The 16912-nt window shown below is 62.2% G+C and carries 16 protein-coding genes; 13 read left to right on the top strand and 3 right to left on the bottom strand.

The genetic code is table 11. The features are described 5' to 3' along the window. The first annotated feature begins 1 nt into the window (after position 1). Together HWE01_RS08110 and HWE01_RS08115 are read left to right on the top strand one after the other, a co-directional pair. Positions 2-1873 (top strand): acyltransferase family protein, encoded by a 1872-nt coding sequence (locus tag HWE01_RS08110; protein ID WP_241821517.1) that lies wholly within the window; start codon positions 2-4, stop codon positions 1871-1873. A gap of 158 nt (positions 1874-2031) precedes the next feature. Beyond that, complete coding sequence (locus HWE01_RS08115; RefSeq protein ID WP_034350226.1) at positions 2032-2274, top strand: hypothetical protein; 243 nt, start codon at positions 2032-2034, stop codon at positions 2272-2274. 89 nt (positions 2275-2363) lie between these two features. Here the strand turns inward: HWE01_RS08115 and dmeF are convergent, their stop codons facing one another. Next, positions 2364-3335 (bottom strand): CDF family Co(II)/Ni(II) efflux transporter DmeF, encoded by a 972-nt coding sequence (gene dmeF, locus HWE01_RS08120; RefSeq protein WP_241821518.1) that lies wholly within the window; start codon positions 3333-3335, stop codon positions 2364-2366. A gap of 16 nt (positions 3336-3351) precedes the next feature. Beyond that, positions 3352-3627, bottom strand: coding sequence for a metal/formaldehyde-sensitive transcriptional repressor (locus tag HWE01_RS08125; protein ID WP_241821519.1), 276 nt, complete (start codon positions 3625-3627; stop codon positions 3352-3354). Between the two features lie 247 nt (positions 3628-3874). Between HWE01_RS08125 and HWE01_RS08130 the strand changes: the two genes are divergently transcribed. The 11 genes from HWE01_RS08130 to HWE01_RS08180 all read left to right on the top strand — a co-directional run bounded on the left by HWE01_RS08130 (position 3875) and on the right by HWE01_RS08180 (position 16318). Next, positions 3875-5563, top strand: a complete 1689-nt coding sequence (locus HWE01_RS08130) for a methyl-accepting chemotaxis protein (RefSeq protein WP_241821520.1) — start codon at positions 3875-3877, stop codon at positions 5561-5563. 193 nt (positions 5564-5756) lie between these two features. Continuing rightward, positions 5757-6629, top strand: a complete 873-nt coding sequence (locus HWE01_RS08135; RefSeq protein ID WP_008328105.1) for a CheR family methyltransferase — start codon at positions 5757-5759, stop codon at positions 6627-6629. Then, positions 6626-7231 carry a chemoreceptor glutamine deamidase CheD gene (gene cheD / locus HWE01_RS08140; RefSeq protein ID WP_008328106.1) on the top strand — a complete coding sequence of 202 codons (606 nt, stop codon included), beginning with the start codon at positions 6626-6628 and terminating at the stop codon, positions 7229-7231. The genes HWE01_RS08135 and cheD overlap by 4 nt, the downstream gene beginning before the upstream one ends. A 69-nt stretch (positions 7232-7300) precedes the next feature. Then, positions 7301-8377: a protein-glutamate methylesterase/protein-glutamine glutaminase gene (locus HWE01_RS08145; protein WP_034350229.1), complete on the top strand. Its 1077-nt coding sequence runs from the start codon at positions 7301-7303 to the stop codon at positions 8375-8377. Between the two features lie 175 nt (positions 8378-8552). Further along, positions 8553-8948 carry a chemotaxis response regulator CheY gene (gene cheY / locus HWE01_RS08150; RefSeq protein WP_006712751.1) on the top strand — a complete coding sequence of 132 codons (396 nt, stop codon included), beginning with the start codon at positions 8553-8555 and terminating at the stop codon, positions 8946-8948. Next, positions 8941-9600 carry a protein phosphatase CheZ gene (cheZ, locus tag HWE01_RS08155; RefSeq protein ID WP_008328120.1) on the top strand — a complete coding sequence of 220 codons (660 nt, stop codon included), beginning with the start codon at positions 8941-8943 and terminating at the stop codon, positions 9598-9600. The genes cheY and cheZ overlap by 8 nt, the downstream gene beginning before the upstream one ends. 360 nt (positions 9601-9960) lie before the next feature. Then, positions 9961-11136 (top strand): flagellar biosynthesis protein FlhB, encoded by a 1176-nt coding sequence (flhB, locus tag HWE01_RS08160; RefSeq protein ID WP_008328122.1) that lies wholly within the window; start codon positions 9961-9963, stop codon positions 11134-11136. Between the two features lie 2 nt (positions 11137-11138). Further along, positions 11139-13247 carry a flagellar biosynthesis protein FlhA gene (gene flhA, locus HWE01_RS08165; protein WP_008328124.1) on the top strand — a complete coding sequence of 703 codons (2109 nt, stop codon included), beginning with the start codon at positions 11139-11141 and terminating at the stop codon, positions 13245-13247. Next, a complete protein-coding gene (gene flhF, locus HWE01_RS08170; protein WP_008328127.1) occupies positions 13244-14737 on the top strand; it encodes a flagellar biosynthesis GTPase FlhF in 1494 nt (497 codons plus the stop codon). The genes flhA and flhF overlap by 4 nt, the downstream gene beginning before the upstream one ends. A 34-nt stretch (positions 14738-14771) precedes the next feature. After that, on the top strand, positions 14772-15575 hold the full coding sequence (locus HWE01_RS08175; RefSeq protein WP_008328129.1) for a MinD/ParA family ATP-binding protein: 804 nt from the start codon (positions 14772-14774) through the stop codon (positions 15573-15575). Between the two features lie 5 nt (positions 15576-15580). Beyond that, entirely contained in the window at positions 15581-16318 is a 738-nt protein-coding gene (locus tag HWE01_RS08180; RefSeq protein WP_008328132.1) for an RNA polymerase sigma factor FliA, read from the top strand. A 119-nt stretch (positions 16319-16437) separates the two neighbouring features. Here the strand turns inward: HWE01_RS08180 and HWE01_RS08185 are convergent, their stop codons facing one another. Then, complete coding sequence (locus tag HWE01_RS08185; RefSeq protein ID WP_175342436.1) at positions 16438-16896, bottom strand: flagella synthesis protein FlgN; 459 nt, start codon at positions 16894-16896, stop codon at positions 16438-16440. Between the last annotated feature and the right edge of the window lie 16 nt (positions 16897-16912).

The following is a 16912-nucleotide window of genomic DNA, read 5'->3' on the forward strand; positions in this document are numbered from 1 at the left end:
CATGCAGAGTCCGAAAGTCGCTGCAGGTACAGCCGACTCCCGCAAGATCCTTGCAGTTCAAGGTCTGCGTGGCATCGCGGTACTCGCGGTGCTGTTGTTTCACGTCAAGTTCACGACTCTTGCCGGGGGCTATCAAGGGCCGGATATTTTCTTCGTCATATCCGGATTCGTGATTACGCTTTTGCTGCGCAGACGAATCGAGGCTGGCACTTTCTCTTTTCTCGAATTTTACATGCGGCGCGCTTGGCGCTTGCTTCCTGCCCTGATCGTCACCCTGGTATTGACGGCCGTCGTGTTTTCCATCTTGACGCCCATCTCGATCAACAACACCTTGCTTCCCTCGCTGGTGGCCTCGGCAGCAGGTGTCGCCAACCTTTATTACGCGGGGACCATCGATTACTTCGCCAGTGGAACCTCCAATCCGGTTCTTCATACCTGGTCGCTTGGCGTTGAAGAACAGTTCTATCTGGTATTCCCCCTGCTGGCAGTAATACTGGCTCGGCATACCCGGAAACCGGTCCTGTTGCTATTGGGCTTATGTCTCGCCAGTTTTGCTGCCGCAGTCGTGGCCACAGGGCATGATGCAACGGCGGCGTTTTATCTGCCTTGGTACCGGGGTTGGGAATTTCTGGCTGGCGCCGTCGTGGCTTATATCGACCAGGACAAACTCAAGCCCCGTTTCTCCAATTTCTTGTCGGTGGCGGGTTTTTTGCTGATGATGGGTTGGGTCTGCTTTTACAAGGAAAGTTACATTTTTCCGGGCATCGGCGCTTTGGGTGCGGTATTGGGGACCGCTATGGCGTTGCTGGGATCGCGGCAAGAAAACTGGGTCAACAAGCTGCTTTCTGTGACGCCATTGGCGAGGCTGGGCGACATGTCGTACTCGGTATATCTGGTGCATTGGCCAGTGGTGTGCTTGATCGGCATGTTCTTCCCGTTGGAGCGCCCGTCTCATCAACTGGTGGCGCTGCTCCTCAGCCTTGTGCTTGGCTATCTATGCTGGCGTTTGATCGAACAACCTGTCTTGAAGCGCTATCGTCCTGCCAGATCGGCCTCGGGTTGGTTGGTCGTACCGGCGGTATTCGCTTTGACTGCGGCCATCATCGCATCCATCTCTTACGGTGCTGAAGGACTCTGGCAGCGCAACCCGATGGCGATGCGCTACCTGGAGCCAACGCCGAATGAACGGGCGATGTTTCGTGAAGGGCAGTGCTTTTTATCCTACCGCTTCGGCTTTGAGACGTACGACAAGAGGGTTTGCCTCCAGGGCGACATGAGCAAGCCTGGTCTCTTGGTGATGGGGGATAGCCTTGCGGCGAACATTGCATTGGCGCTCCAGGAAAAAATGCCTGAATACAACATACTGCAGGCCACGGCGGTCGAATACCGTCTCTCCAATCCATCTGGTTGGCCCGATTTTGCACAGCGTCTGGATCAACTGGTATGGGGAATGGACGGACTTGGTGGGCGTCGCGATATCAAGATGGTTGTGCTGTTTGCGCGATGGGGTGACGATGATCTCGACGGCCTGCCCAAGGTCATCGACCGGCTCAAGGCACATGGCGTGAAGGTGGTGGTATTGGGTCCTTCACCGGAGTTCTATATCAGCCTGCCGCTGATTCTGGCCTACAGCAAGGTCACCGGGCTGGATCTTACTGCCATCATGAACAAGCCGGAACGTTCCGCCTTGAATACCCGCTTCACCAACGCACTCGCCAGCAAGGTCGAATACATCTCGATGATGGATGTCATCTGTCCGAAGGGGCGTTGCGACGTAACCGAGGGCAAAGAAAGGATTTCGCTGTTCCTGGACAAGATTCACTTCAGCCGGCCAGGCGCGGAGCTGTTTGCATCCCGGGTCCCATTGCATTAGCGTGCAGACCGGCAGCTTCACTGCAAGCGCTTACACAAAAATACAATTTCAAGTCCGCCCAGCCCCTGTCCGGCTCGTTACCTGATCACCACCCCCCAAGTGGTTCCGGCGCCTTCGGGCGCCGGCCCTTTCCGCCAAACAAAATCAGGAGCAAGCCCATGAAATCCCTCGTATTGATACCGGCGTTGGCCGCGGCCTTCGGCCTGAGCGGCTGCGTCGTGGCCCCGCCCACGGTGCGGCCGGCCTATGTGGCCGAGCCGGCTTACGTGGCACCGCCCGGCGTAGTGTACGTGCAGCCCACCTATGCCTCGCCCGGTCCCGGCTGGGTCTGGGAATATCACGCCCACTATGGCTGGGGCTGGCATCATCCGCGCTACGGCTGGCATCGCGGCTGGCGCTGAACCTGAGCCCAACGGATGGGCCAGACGCAACAACAGCGGCCTCGGCCGCTGTTTTTTCTTGATCCCTCCCGGCACCCGGTGCCACCGGTTTATCGGGCTTGATGCAGTTCCAGTGTCAGGTGGCGCAGCTCGGTCACGGTCGCCAGTTTCTGGCGCAGTTGCGCCTCCGTCATGACCTGCCTGGCCGATACGCTGACAATGGCCGCCCGCGCCGCAGGACCGATGCGCCAGACATGCAGGTCCTCGATCTGCACCGGTGCATCAGCCAGCGCCCGCTCGATCCGCGTCGCCACCTGTGCATCGGTCACGTCCAGCAGCACTGCCGCACTGGAGCGCAACAGGCTCCACGACCAACGTGCAATCACCACCGCGCCCACCACCCCCATCAACGGATCCAGCCAGGTCCAGCCCAGATAGAGCCCCGCCAGCAGAGCGGCAATGGCCAGCACCGAAGTGAGGGCGTCGGCCACCACGTGCAGATAGGCCGAACGCAGGTTGTTGTCATGCCCTTCGTGATGATGGCCGTGATGATCGTGCCCATGCCCGTGGTGATCCTCGTGAGCGGGATGTGCATGCGCCGCTTCATGGGCATGCGCATGATCGTGCCCATGCCCCTCCATCAGCAACAGGGCACTGACGATGTTGACGATCAGGCCGACGACCGCAATCGGAATCGCCTCGCCAAAATCCACCACGCTGGGAGTGGCCAGTCGCCACAGCGATTCGCCGCCGATACCGATGGCGATGACCGCCAGTACCAGCGCCGAAGCAAATCCCGCCAGGTCGCCGACCTTGCCGGTGCCAAAGCTGAATCGCTCGTCGTGCGCATGCCGACGGGCAAACACGTAGGCGCCGGCGGCAATGGCCAGCGCCCCCGTGTGGGTGGCCATGTGGAAGCCATCGGCCAGCAGGGCCATGGAGCCGGTCAGGTAGCCGACTGCGATTTCGGCCACCATCATCACCGCCGTCAGGGCGACCACCCACAGTGTGCGGCGGGTGTTGCGGTCATGGTTGGCGCCCAGATAGTTGTGGTCGTGGCGGTAAGTGGCGTGGCTGTTCATGCTGTCTCCTTTGATCTCATTTGGCATAGCGGCGGATCGCTTCCAGGAGCTCTTGCAGCCCCTGTTGGCGTTCTTCGTCGCTCAGACCCGATCGGGCCACGTGTTCGCGGGCATGCGATTCGATCAGTTCATCCATCAGGCCGTGCACGGCACCGCGAATGGCCGCCGCCAGGTGCAAGGTCCTGGCGCAGTCGGCTTGACCTTCCAGCGCGCGCTCCAGCGCCTGCAACTGACCACCGATGCGACGCACACGATTGAGCAGGGCATCCGTGTGCTGTGTCAGATGAGCCATATACCATACCCCCCTATCCTATAAAGTGAGGCGATTATAGTCGCCCCGGAGAAAAAAGTGTTGGGTGCCTGGTGCGGGAGGTATCGGGCCTGTTGTGATGTGGCAATATGGGGATATGAAGATTTGTTCGTTCAGTTAGGCGTAAGCTGGCCGCTATAGCCTCTGGAAACTGCGGTGTATTTGGTCCGCACCCAAACCTGTGTGGGAACAGGTGAAGAAAAGCGGAAAAATCCGCGAGGAGACAAGAATGGGGAAGATCACGGAGACCGGTGCATCCGCCCGGACATGGAGCGGCGCATTACCCTGGATGGCGGGCCTGGTGCTGGGCGGCGCAACGGCGCTGGCGCTGCATGCTGCCGGTGCGGCGCAGTGGCTGAGCGCGCCAGGCTGCAGCGGCGTAGCTGTCCTGCTGGGCCTGTTGGCGTTTTCGCTGGCGCAGCGGCGCGGGCAGACCGGGGATGGGCAACTGGTGGACAAGATCGGTGGGGAGATCGATCACATCATGATCGGGGCGGCCGAGACGTCCTTCTTTGTCGATACCATCAAGAGCAAGATCAGCAAGGACGTGGTCGCCGCCGATCGCATCACGGTCAGTGCCGAGCAGAACGCGACCACCACCGAACAGATTGCGGCCAATGCCGAGCGCGCCTCGGCCATTGCGGCAGAAGTCCGTACCGAAAGCGTCAGCGGCCGTTCCGAGGTCGACCGAGGGCTGGAGCAGATCGGGCAGGCGCGTACGGATGCCTTGTCGGCGTCGTCGATGATGGCGCAGTTGCAGGAAAAGTCGCGACGCATCCATGGCATCACCGAAGTGATCAGCGAGATTGCCGCCCGCACCAACCTGCTGGCCTTGAACGCGGCCATCGAAGCGGCCCGCGCCGGCGAGCAGGGGCGCGGGTTTGCCGTGGTGGCCGGGGAGGTGCGCCAGCTGGCCCAGCGCACCAAGGAAGCCACCGACGACATCGGCGTGATGGTGCGCGCCATCACCGAAGAAGCCGAGCGTGCCGCCACGGGCATGAATTCGCTCAGCAGCCGCGTGCTGGAGGCGGCGCAGAACGTGGAAAAGGTGCATGGGCTGCTCAACAGCATCGAACGTTCCGCCAGCCAGTCGCAGGAACAGATCGAGGAAATCGCGGTAGCCTCGCGCGAACACGTGCAGACTACCCAGGAGATCGCCGAGGCCATCACCGACATTCGCAACGGCATGCTGCAGACTGATCACGAACTGCCGCGCGTGGCGGCGTCGGCCATGCTGCTCTCGGAGCGGGCCGAGGCCGTGTTCGAGGCCATCATCGATGGCGGCGCGCGCAGCGGACACGACGCCATTCGTGTGGCAGCAAGCGGTGCCGCGCAGGCGGTGGGCAAGCTCTTCGAGGCCTCGATCCGGTCCGGTCAGATCAGCGAAGCAGCCCTGTTCGACCGCAGCTACAAGCCCATTCCCAACACCTCGCCACAAAAGCATTCCAGCCAGTTCGACGGTTTCACCGACCGCGTCCTGCCGGCGATCCAGGAAGCACTGCTGGCCAGCATGCCGCAACTGGCCTATGCGGGTGCCGTCGACAATAACGGTTACTTTCCAACCCACAACAAGAAGTTCTCTCAGCCCCTGACCGGCGACTACGACACCGACCTGGTCAACAACCGCACCAAGCGCATCTTCAGCGACCGCACCGGCAAGCGCTGCGGGGCCAACACCAGACCCTTCCTGTTGCAGACCTATAGACGCGATACCGGCGAGGTGATGCACGACCTGTCGGTGCCGATCTACGTCAACGGCAAGCACTGGGGCGGGTTCCGGGTAGGGTATCGGTCCAGCCATACTCCGGCGCAGTCTTCCGCATCGGCCCCAGAAGCTGCGGCTCCGGTCAGCAAGGCCGCAGCACGCTCGTCGGGGAGTGGGCGTCCCGCGCGGCCGGTGAGGATTTCCAAGGTTTGAGAAGCCTATGCACGTCGGCCCCTGATTGACTTGCCGCAATAGGGGGGTAAAACCGTTTCATTTCCACGGCTGATTCGCTTGACCCCGCCAGACGGCTGATAGATTATGCGCCAAGGGGGTGTCCGTCCAGATAGGGCGGGCGATAGACAGCAAGCAGCGTCTCAAGGGGCGCTGCGCCAGGGAAGGAAAGACAGTGAAGCCGACGGTACCAGGCAAGGGCGAATCATCCGGCAAGGAGTTCGATTTCAACAGCCGTGATTTCGAGCGTGTGCGTGGCCTCATCTACCAGCGGGCCGGCATCGCGCTGGCCGACAGCAAGCAGGAAATGGTTTACAGCCGCCTGGCGCGGCGCCTGCGGGCCACCGGCATCACCTCCTTCCAGCAATACCTGGACATGCTGGAGCGCACCCACGACTCCGACGAGTGGGAAGCCTTCACCAATGCGCTGACCACCAATCTGACCTCGTTCTTCCGCGAGGCGCATCACTTCCCGATCCTGGCCGATTTCCTCAAGACCCTCAAGGAACCCGCGACCATCTGGTGTTCGGCGGCCTCCACCGGAGAAGAGCCCTATACCATCGCCATGACCGCCTGCGAAGCCTATGGCTCGATGACGCCACCGGTACAGATCGTGGCCACCGACATCGATACCAATGTGCTGGCCACCGGCGCCAATGGCGTCTACCCCATGGAGCGCATCGAGAAGATGTCGCCCGAGCGGGTCAAGAAATTCTTCCTGCGCGGCAAGGGTAGCCATGAGGGCTACGTACGCGTGCGTCCTGAACTGCGCAAGCTGATTACCTTCAAGCAGCTCAATCTGCTGGGCGACGGCTGGCCCCTGAGCGGTCAGTTCGACGTGATCTTCTGCCGCAACGTGATGATCTATTTCGATAAACCGACCCAGAGCAAGATCCTGTCCCGATTCGTCCCCTTGATGAAGCCTCATGCCCTGCTGTTCGCCGGCCATTCGGAGAACTTCCTGTATGTCTCCGATGCCCTCAAGCTCAAGGGCAAGACGGTCTATGAACTCAATGCCACGCAGCGCGTCGCAAGGACCAAGCCATGAGCCAGGCCTCGGAGCAGATTGCCACCAATCTCTATTACGATCGCACCTTCGATTGCGATGCGGCCAAGATCTTGCCGGGCGAGTACTACTTCACCACCAAGGACATGATGATCGTCACCGTGCTGGGCTCCTGCGTGTCGGCCTGCATCCGTGATCGCGTCTCCGGCATCGGCGGCATGAACCACTTCATGCTGCCCGACGGCGGCGGCGACGACGGCAGCCCGGTCTCGGCCTCGGCACGTTACGGTACCTATGCCATGGAAGTGCTGATCAACGACGTGCTCAAGTCCGGCGCGCGACGCGAGAACCTGGAAGCCAAGGTATTTGGTGGCGGCAATGTGCTGCGGGGCTTCTCGGCCATCAATGTGGGCGAGCGCAATGCCGAATTCGTGCGGCGCTACCTGAAAGCGGAAAACATCCGCGTGGTCGCGGAAGATCTCAACGACATCTATCCGCGCAAGGTCTATTTTTTCCCGCGGACCGGCAAGGTGCTGGTCAAGAAACTGAAACAGATGCACAACGACACGCTGGTCAATCGCGAAAAAGCCTACGCCAGCAAGCTGGTCACCAAGCCGGTCGGTGGCGAGGTGGATCTGTTCTGACGGGGTGGGGCGGGCACTGCCCGGCCGTAACCGGGGCAACCTGCAATATTGAGTTTGAGTGACTGAGTGATGAAAATTAAAGTTCTTATCGTCGACGATTCTGCACTGATCCGCAGTGTCATGCGCGAAATCATCGGCAGCCAGCCGGACATGGAAGTGGTCGGCGTGGCGCCGGACCCGATCATTGCGCGCGAGCTGATCAAGCAGACCAATCCGGACGTGCTCACGCTGGACGTGGAAATGCCGCGCATGGATGGCCTGGATTTCCTGGAAAAGCTCATGCGTCTGCGCCCCATGCCGGTGGTGATGGTGTCTTCGCTGACCGAGCGCGGCTCCGAAATCACCCTGCGCGCGCTGGAGCTGGGGGCGATCGATTTCGTGACCAAGCCCAAGATCTCGATCCAGAGCGGCATGCAGGAGTATGCCGACATGATCGCCGAGAAGATCCGCGCCGCCGCCAAGGCGCGCGTACGCGCCCGTCCGTCGCGCGCGGCCGAGCAGGCCGCCACGCCCGGCGAGGCCTTGCCGCAGATTCGCAATCCGCTCACCAGTAGCGAAAAGTTGATCATCATTGGCGCCTCCACCGGCGGCACCGAAGCCATCAAGGAATTCCTGATCCGCATGCCCTCCGACTGCCCGGGTATCCTCATCACCCAGCATATGCCGGAGGGTTTTACGCGTTCCTTCGCCCAGCGTCTGAACAACCTGTGCAAGATCTCGGTGGTGGAGTCGGCCGGCAATGAACGCGTGCTGCCCGGCCATGCCTATATCGCACCGGGCCACTCGCACCTCAAGCTGGTGCGCAGCGGCGCCAACTACATGACCCAGCTCGATCAGGGACCGCCGGTGAACCGTCATCGCCCCTCGGTGGACGTGCTGTTCCAGTCGGCCGCCACCTGTGCCGGCAAGAATGCGGTGGGCGTGATCCTGACCGGCATGGGCAAGGATGGCGCCCAGGGCATGCTGGAGATGCGCAATGCCGGTGCCTACAACTTTGCCCAGGATGAAGCGTCCTGTGTGGTCTTCGGCATGCCGCGCGAAGCCATCGCCATCGGTGCCGCGCACGAAGTCCTGTCGCTGCAGGCCATGCCGGGCAGGGTGCTGGCGTGGCTGGCGGAACACGGAAGTCGCGCACTGCGCGTCTGAAGCGGGTTTCGGCGCGGATTGTTCTGCCGATTTTGTTTTGCTGCACTACAATGCGAGGCAGATGAGGGGCAGCACGGGCGCTCAGCCCGTGCTGAGGTGAAAAGAGGTATCGGTTCAAGTTGGCTCATGCACTTGCCGATAACCAAGAATTCAATTGTTCAGATGGAGTCTTAGCATGTCGGGTCCCAATACCAAGTTCTTAGTCGTCGACGATTTTTCGACCATGCGCCGCATCGTGCGCAACCTGCTCAAGGAATTGGGCTATACCAACGTGGATGAGGCCGAAGATGGCGTGCAGGCGTTGCAGAAGCTGCGCAGCGACCAGTTCGACTTCGTCGTCTCCGACTGGAACATGCCCAACATGGACGGCCTGACCATGCTGCAGGAAATCCGCAAGGATCCGGCCCTCTCCAAGCTGCCCGTGCTGATGGTGACCGCCGAAGCCAAGAAGGAGAACATCGTCGCCGCCGCCCAGGCCGGTGCCAACGGCTACGTGGTCAAGCCTTTCACCGCCGCCACGCTGGATGAAAAGCTGGGCAAGATCTTCGAAAAGATGGCCGCAGGTGGCTGAGGTGGACAACGCTGCCAATCCTGCCCGTACCGCTTCCGGCGAGGGTGCCGGGGTCAACGACGAGGTGCTGGTCCGCATCGGCCACATGACGCGCAACCTGCACGACAGCTTGCGCGGTCTGGGTTTTGACCGGCTTCTGGAGAAGGCCGCCAGCGACATGCCCGACGCGCGTGACCGCCTGGAATACGTGGCCCGCATGACCGAGCAGGCGGCCCAGCGCGTGCTCAATGCCACCGAACTGGCCAGTCCGCTGCAGGAGCGCATCAATGAGGGTGCCAGCGAACTCAAGGCGCAATGGGATGCAGCGGCCACCGGCAGCTTTGCCGAAGCCGATGTCCGCGCCCTGGCGGCAAAGACTTCGGCCTTCCTGGCCCAGACCAGCGAGGACAGCAGCCTCACCAAGCAGCAACTGCTGGACATCATGATGGCCCAGGACTTCCAGGACCTGACCGGCCAGGTCATCAAGCGCGTCACCAAGCTGGCGCATGACTTGGAGTCGCAACTGGTGCAACTGCTGGTGGACTATGCCCCGTCCGAGACCAAGCGCGAAGATACCGGCCTGCTCAACGGTCCGCAGATCGATCCGGCCGGCAAGGATGTCATCGCCAACCAGGGCCAGGTGGACGACCTGTTGGAGAGTCTGGGCTTCTGAAGTCGTTCTCTTCCTGCCGTTTTACCCGCAAACGCTCCGTGACTTGCCATTAAGGCAACTTCGGAGCGTTTTGTCTTGATGTGGCCTGTACGCCACGCGGGACCTGCCTTCCGGGCCGGGCAGGTGGCCGCGAGGGCCCGTCCGGCTTGACTTTCTTCATCTATTGTTGAACCGATACGCAGCGTTTTGTCGCAGGCAGACCCTTGGGTTTTTGCCTAGTCCGAAATGGGGCAGCTTTTCGCCCTTATTCCCCTGATGCTCGGGGCGCTTGCTCGCCAATAATCCTAGCCTATTGTTCTAGAAATCCGTCCAGCGCGTGCAGTGCTGGAGGAAAAGCGGTTTAGCAGGGGGATACGGCGGATGGCCGAAGACAGCGACATGGAGCGGACCGAACCCGCCACGGGCAAACGCATTGAGCGTGCCCGTGAGCAGGGGGATGTCCCGCGTTCGCGCGAATTGGCCACGACCTTGATGCTGCTGGTTGGTGGCAGCTGTGTCTGGCTCTTCAGTGGTTCGGTGGTCACCAGCCTGGATCGCGTGCTGGTGGCGACCATGAGTTTTGAGCGGGCGGCCGCTTTCGATCCGGTGGTGATGTTCGACATGCTCGCCGCGCACCTGCTGGATGTGGCCATCGCGCTCATTCCCATCGCCTTCATGATGGTGCTGGCGACCATCGCGGCCCCGCTGATGCTGGGGGGCTGGCTGTTCAATGTCGAGTCGCTGGCGCCCAAATTCAGCAAGCTCAACCCCATCAGCGGCCTGTCCAACATGTTTTCGGTCAATTCGCTGGTGGAACTGGGCAAGGCCGTGCTCAAGACTCTCTTGGTGGGAATCGTGGCCTGGATGGCCATTCGCAGCCAGCTCGATGCCGTGCTGGGGCTGGGGGTGGAGTCGCTCAAGACCGCCGGCGCGCATTCGGCGCAGTTGCTGTGGTTCAGCTTCATCACCATGGTCTCGGCGCTGATCCTCATCGCCGTGCTGGATGTGCCTTACCAGATCTGGAATTACGGTCGCAAGCTGCGCATGACGCGCGAAGAGGTCAAGCAGGAGCACAAGGAATCCGAAGGCGACCCGCACATCAAGGGCAAGATCCGCGCGATGCAGCGCGCCATGGCCCGTCGCCGCATGATGGCTGAAGTGCCCACTGCCGACGTGGTGGTCACCAACCCGACCCATTATGCGGTGGCGCTGAAGTACGCCGAAGGCAAGATGGGCGCGCCCAAGGTCGTGGCCAAAGGTGCCGATGACATCGCCGCCAAGATCCGCGAGCTGGCCCGCGAGCACAAGGTTCCGCTGCTGGAAGCGCCGCCCCTGGCGCGTGCGCTGCACACCCATACCGAGATCGGCGACGAGATCCCCGAGGCGCTCTACACCGCCGTGGCAGAAGTGCTGGCCTATGTGTTCCAGCTGCGTACCTATGGGCAGTTCGGCGGCAATCGTCCGGTCGAACCGACCGATCTGGCCGTGCCCAGAGAGCTCGATCCGGCGACCGCGCCCAAGAAACCGCGCGGACCCAAGAATAGAAACAGACGGTAACAATGGCAACCAAACTCAACACCATGAAAATCCCGGCCTGGGTCCCGATCAAGAATGGTCGGGCGCTGGCGGCGCCCATCCTCATCATCATGATGCTGGCGATGATGGTGCTGCCCTTGCCGGCCTTCATGCTGGATCTGCTGTTCAGCTTCAACATCTCGCTGTCGGTGATCGTGCTGATGACTGCGCTCTACACCGTCAAGCCACTGGACTTCATCGCCTTCCCGGCGGTGCTGCTGGTGTCGACCATGCTGCGCCTTTCGCTCAACGTGGCCTCCACCCGTATCGTGCTCACCGAAGGACATACCGGCCCGGATGCGGCCGGCAAGGTGATCGAGGCCTTCGGTCACTTCCTCATCGGTGGCAATTACACCGTCGGTATCGTGGTGTTCGTGATCCTGACCATCATCAACTTCATGGTGGTGACCAAGGGTGCCGGTCGTATCGCCGAAGTGGGCGCACGCTTCACCCTGGACGCCATGCCCGGCAAGCAGATGGCCATCGACGCCGACCTCAACGCCGGCCTCATCGGTGAGCCCGAGGCGCGCGCCCGCCGCAAGGAAGTGGCGCAGGAGTCCGAGTTCTACGGCGCCATGGACGGTGCCTCCAAGTATGTGCGCGGTGACGCCATCGCCGGCATCATCGTGACCGTGGTCAACATCGTCGGCGGCCTGGTGGTGGGCATGGTGCAGCATGACCTGGCCTTCGATGCAGCCCTGAAGAACTACACGTTGCTGGCCATCGGTGACGGCCTGGTGGCGCAGATTCCCTCGCTGATCATCTCGACGGCCGCCGGTGTGGTGGTCTCGCGCGTGGCCAACGATCAGGACGTGGGCGGACAGCTGATCAATCAGCTCTTCGCCAAGCCGGAGGTGCTCTACATCACCGCCATCATCATCGGCGGCATGGGCATGATCCCGGGCATGCCGCACATTGCCTTCCTGCTGCTGGCGGCGGCCATGGCGGGCGGCGCTTATGCCATCGGCAAGCGTACCGAAAAGGCCAAGACCGAGGCTGCTGCGTCGGCGCCCCAGGCAGCGGCTTCGGCCGCCGCGCCCTCCGAGGCCGAGGAGGCCACCTGGAACGACGTGATGCCGGTCGATACCCTGGGCCTGGAAGTGGGTTATCGCCTCATTCCGCTGGTGGACAAGGGGCAGGGCGGGGAACTGCTCAAGCGCATCAAGGGTATCCGCAAGAAGTTCGCCCAGGAGGTCGGTTTCCTGTCGCCGCCGATTCATATCCGCGACAACCTGGAACTGAAACCCTCGGCCTATCGCATCACCTTGAAGGGCGTGGAAGTGGGCAATGGCGAGGCGCATGCCGGCCAGTACCTGGCCATCAATCCCGGCATGGTGACCGGTCCGCTGCCGGGCATGATGACCTCGGACCCGGCCTTCGGCCTGCCGGCCGTGTGGATCGACAGCGGCCTGCGCGAACAGGCTTCCACCATGGGTTATACCGTGGTCGATGCCGGCACCGTGGTAGCGACCCACCTCAATCACCTCATCACCACCCATGCCGCCGAGCTGCTGGGCCGCCAGGAAGTGCAGAGCCTGCTGGACCACCTGGCCAAGGAAGCCCCCAAGCTGGTGGAAGACCTGGTGCCCAAGATGCTGCCGCTGGGCACCCTGCAGAAGGTCTTGCAAAACCTCTTGCTGGAAGGGGTGCATATCCGCGATATGCGCACTATCATCGAAACATTGGCCGAGCATGCCGCCCGCATTCAGGACCCGACCGACCTCACGGCGATTGTCCGGATTGCCTTGGGCCGGGCCATCGTGCAACAGATTTTCCCGGGCGAGAACGAGCTGGCCGTCATGGCCCTCGATTCCAAGCTCGAACGCCTGCTCATGCAGGCACTGCAAGCCAGCGGCGAGACCGGCGGTATCGAGCCGGGCCTGGCCGATTCGCTGGTACAGCAGACCGAGATGGCCGCGCAACGCCAGGAACAGATGGGCCTGGCGCCGGTGCTGCTGGTCGGCGCACCGCTGCGGACCTTGCTGGCGCGCTTCTTGCGCCGCGCCATGCCGCAGTTGCGCGTGCTGTCGCACGCTGAAGTCCCCGAGTCGAAAACGATTAAAGTTACCAGCCTAGTTGGAGGGCAAGCATGAACGTCAAGAAATTTATCGCCAATTCTTCTCGCGAGGCCTGGCGCCAGGTTCGCGAGGCGCTTGGTCCGGATGCCGTCATTCTCTCCAACCGCAACATTCCTGACGGGGTGGAGATCCTGGCCATGGCCAACGAGGACATGACCACCCTGGTGGCGCCGACCGGCGCACGCGATCCGAATGGACGTGCCCAGGCGGCTTCGCTGCAGCAGCAGTCGGGCTTGCCCAGCGCCCAGCAGCCGCGGCGTCCGGCCCTGCTGTCCTCCCCGGTGGCGCAGCAGCCCACTCGCGCAGCACGCCCCGAGAACGCGCCACTACTGGATCAGCCCGCCCAGGCGCGTACCCCGGCGCGCGCGGCAGAACCTGCATCGGCCAGCGACGCCCGCGTCTGGCGCAGCCGCCGCGCCGAGCAGGCCGCTGGCGGCCGGGCAGCGACCTCGGCGCAGCAGGCGCAGGAGTCCGGCGAGCAGGATATGCGCCCGCGCTCGGCGCTGCCCGAATTCGATGGCAAGGACTATGACGAAATCCTGTCCGAGGTCATGAGTGAAATCCGCTCCATGCGCGGCGTACTGGAAACCCAGTTGGCCGAGATTTCCTGGGGCGGTACGCAAAAACGCGACCCGCTCAAGGGTGTGGTCCTCAAGGAAATGCTGGCGGCCGGTTTTTCGGCCAGCCTGTCGCGTCTGATTACCGAAAACCTGCCCGCCAACTCGAAGTCGCAGGACATCATGTTCTGGGTCAAGTCGGTGCTGGCACGCAATCTCAACACCCTGGCCAACGAAAACGAGCTGCTCGAAAACGGCGGCGTCTTCGCCCTGGTCGGCCCCACCGGCGTGGGCAAGACCACCACCACCGCCAAGCTGGCGGCGCGCTGCGTGATGCGCCACGGCTCCGGCAAGCTGGCCCTGATCACCACCGACGGCTACCGCATCGGCGGTTACGAACAACTGCGCATCTACGGCAAGATCCTGGGCGTGATGGTCCACTCGGTCAAGGATGAGACCGACCTGCGCATCGCTCTGGAAGAGTTGAAAGGCAAGCACACCGTGCTGATCGACACCGCCGGCGTGGGCCAGCGCGATCAGATGGTGGCCGAGCAGGACGCCATGCTGGCCGGTGCCGGCGTGGACATCAAGCGCCTGCTGTGCCTGAACGCCACCGCCACCGGCGGGACCCTCAACGAAGTAGTGCATGCCTATTCCAGCTCCGGTCTGGCCGGCTGCATCATCACCAAACTCGATGAAGCCGCCACCATCGGCAATGTGCTCGATGTGGTGATCCGCCACAAGCTCAACCTGCATTACGTGGCCAATGGCCAGCGCGTGCCGGAAGACCTGCACGTGGCCAACAAGCTGTATCTGGCCGACCGCGCCTTCAAGCAGAAGCGCGAAACCGCGCCCTTCGAGTTCCAGGAGGGCGAGTTGCCGGGCGTGATCGGGCCGACCGCGATGTCGATGAATGACAAGGGCCTGCGCGAGGTGAGCTTTGGCTAGTTACGACATCGACCAGGCAGCAGGACTGCGCCGGATGCTGGAAAGGCCGGTGCCGCGACTGTTTACCTTCTTCTCCGTCCTCGGCGAGGAAGAGAAGAGCGCCATGCTCATCAACCTGGCGGCCTCGCTGTCCCAGGCCAAGCACAGTGTGCTGGTCGTGGATGGCGACGTGGCCAGTACCGGACTGTTGACGCGCATCGGTTTGCGCCATGACGTGGCCACGCTGCAGGAGGTGGCGCGCATGGAGCGTCCCTTGATCGAGGCTACCCGTCTGCTGCCGGAAGGATTTTCGATGGCGCGCATCGCCCGCCGCAGCGTTCCTTCGGCCACCGACCCGCACGCAGGACGGCTGGCCGAGATCTTCGACAGCCTGATTGGCCAGGCCGAGATCACCCTGGTCAATGGCGTGCTGGCGCGCGACCTGTCGCTGCCGGTGCCGACCATGGAAATGGGCGAGATCGTGATCCAGGTCTCGACCACGGCCTCGTCGATCAAATCGGCCTATGTGCTCCTGAAGAGCCTGAGCGACCGTATCGGTCGCCGTCCCTTCAGTCTCATCGTCAACGATGCCACCGAAGCCGAAGCCCGCACCGTCTATGCCAACATGGCCCAGGCTGCCAGCCGCTACCTGGCGGCGCAATTGAATTTCATGGGGTCGATTCCGGCCGATGACCATATCCGCCGGGCCACCGGGCAGGGCCGGGCGGTGATGGACGTGTTTCCCTTCGCCGGGGCGGCGCTGGCGTTCCAGCGCCTCTCCAAGCGCTTTACGGCGACCCCGGACGCGACCGGCAGCAGCTACCGCATGGCCACCGACGGTGCCAGCCTGGGAGTGTGACGTGCATGTATAACGTCAAGGGAAAAAAGGGCAAGAACGATGTGCTGGAGCAGCATGCGCCGCTGGTCAGGAAGCTGGCGCATCAGCTCAAGGCCAAGCTGCCCCCCAGCGTAGAGGTGGACGACCTGATCCAGGCCGGCATGATGGGCCTGCTCGACGCCGTCAACCGCTATGAGGAAACCCATGGCGCGCAGTTTGAGACCTATGCCGTGCAGCGTATCCGTGGCGCCATGCTCGACGAACTGCGCAGCAGCGACTGGCTGCCGCGCAGCATCCGCCAGAATGCGCGCAAGGTGGAAGAGGCCATGCAGACCCTGCTGCAGCAACTGGGCCGCCAGCCGCAGGAGGCGGAAGTGGCGCAGCACATGAAGATCAGTCTGAGTGATTACCAGGCCCTGCTGACCGACTGTGGTGGCCATCAACTGATTTATTACGAGGACTTTCACGACGACGAGGGCGGTCATGAGCACTTCCTGGACCGCTATCAGACCGGCGAGGGTGAGGATGATCCGCTGCAGACCCTGATCAACGGTGGTTTCCGTGAAGCAGTGGTGGATTCCATCAAGGCCCTGCCCGAGCGTGAGCAGCTCCTCATGGCGCTGTACTACGAGCAGGAAATGAACCTCAAGGAAATCGGTGCGGTCATGGGTGTCTCCGAATCGCGCGTATGCCAGCTGCACAGCCAGGCGATTTCGCGCATGCGTTCCTATCTGCGCGAGCATTCCTGGAGCGGGGTGGCCTGAGTCCGCAGTACGACAATGAGCAGCATGCCGTATTTGCCGATGCCTCATTTGCAGACACGTTAACGACAAAGCCCGGCCATGCCGGGCTTTTTGCTGGTACCGCGCCTGAGCGGGAAGCGCTACACCACACCCAGTCGACGGCCCGAGGATTTGATGCTGTTCTGACCGTCGGGGCCATAGAAATTGCCAGTGCCGGTCTTGCCTTGCAGAATCGTGAGTGCGCTCTGGTTGATGGAGAGCTTCTTGCCGATCAGCAGGCCATTGACGCGGTTCAGTTCCTTGGCATCCTGGGCCAGTTCGAAGAGGCCGGCCCAGAGATCGCGGTCGGCCTCGCTGGCCTGTTCATTCATCCACTTCTGCATGCCGGCTTCATCTGCGCTGTAGCCCAGCGTACCCAGCAAGGCATGACGGTTGCCAGCCAGGGTGGACATTTCAGCAACGATGGCAGCTTTTTCGGAAATGATGTCGGTCAGCCCTTCCGCAGTGGCTTCGGCCAGCAGAGCCTGTTCCTGGGTCAGTTTTTCCACCAGGCGCGACATGGCAGCGTGTTCCTGGGACAGTTTGCTGGCCGGATTCATGCGAAAGATCCTCTGC

The organism is Herbaspirillum sp. C7C8 (assembly GCF_022627875.1).
Lineage (GTDB): Bacteria > Pseudomonadota > Gammaproteobacteria > Burkholderiales > Burkholderiaceae_D > Herbaspirillum.

Excerpts from the sequence above, each read along its gene's own strand:
- dmeF (WP_241821518.1), bottom strand. The coding sequence starts at position 3,335 with ATGAACAGCCACGCCACTTACCGCCACGACCACAACTATCTGGGCGCC.
- HWE01_RS08175 (WP_008328129.1), top strand. The coding sequence starts at position 14,772 with ATGCTGGAAAGGCCGGTGCCGCGACTGTTTACCTTCTTCTCCGTCCTC.
- flhF (WP_008328127.1), top strand. The coding sequence starts at position 13,244 with ATGAACGTCAAGAAATTTATCGCCAATTCTTCTCGCGAGGCCTGGCGC.
- HWE01_RS08180 (WP_008328132.1), top strand. The coding sequence starts at position 15,581 with ATGTATAACGTCAAGGGAAAAAAGGGCAAGAACGATGTGCTGGAGCAG.
- HWE01_RS08145 (WP_034350229.1), top strand. The coding sequence starts at position 7,301 with ATGAAAATTAAAGTTCTTATCGTCGACGATTCTGCACTGATCCGCAGT.
- HWE01_RS08125 (WP_241821519.1), bottom strand. The coding sequence starts at position 3,627 with ATGGCTCATCTGACACAGCACACGGATGCCCTGCTCAATCGTGTGCGT.
- cheY (WP_006712751.1), top strand. The coding sequence starts at position 8,553 with ATGTCGGGTCCCAATACCAAGTTCTTAGTCGTCGACGATTTTTCGACC.
- flhB (WP_008328122.1), top strand. The coding sequence starts at position 9,961 with ATGGCCGAAGACAGCGACATGGAGCGGACCGAACCCGCCACGGGCAAA.
- HWE01_RS08130 (WP_241821520.1), top strand. The coding sequence starts at position 3,875 with ATGGGGAAGATCACGGAGACCGGTGCATCCGCCCGGACATGGAGCGGC.
- flhA (WP_008328124.1), top strand. The coding sequence starts at position 11,139 with ATGGCAACCAAACTCAACACCATGAAAATCCCGGCCTGGGTCCCGATC.
- HWE01_RS08110 (WP_241821517.1), top strand. The coding sequence starts at position 2 with ATGCAGAGTCCGAAAGTCGCTGCAGGTACAGCCGACTCCCGCAAGATC.
- HWE01_RS08185 (WP_175342436.1), bottom strand. The coding sequence starts at position 16,896 with ATGAATCCGGCCAGCAAACTGTCCCAGGAACACGCTGCCATGTCGCGC.
- HWE01_RS08115 (WP_034350226.1), top strand. The coding sequence starts at position 2,032 with ATGAAATCCCTCGTATTGATACCGGCGTTGGCCGCGGCCTTCGGCCTG.
- cheD (WP_008328106.1), top strand. The coding sequence starts at position 6,626 with ATGAGCCAGGCCTCGGAGCAGATTGCCACCAATCTCTATTACGATCGC.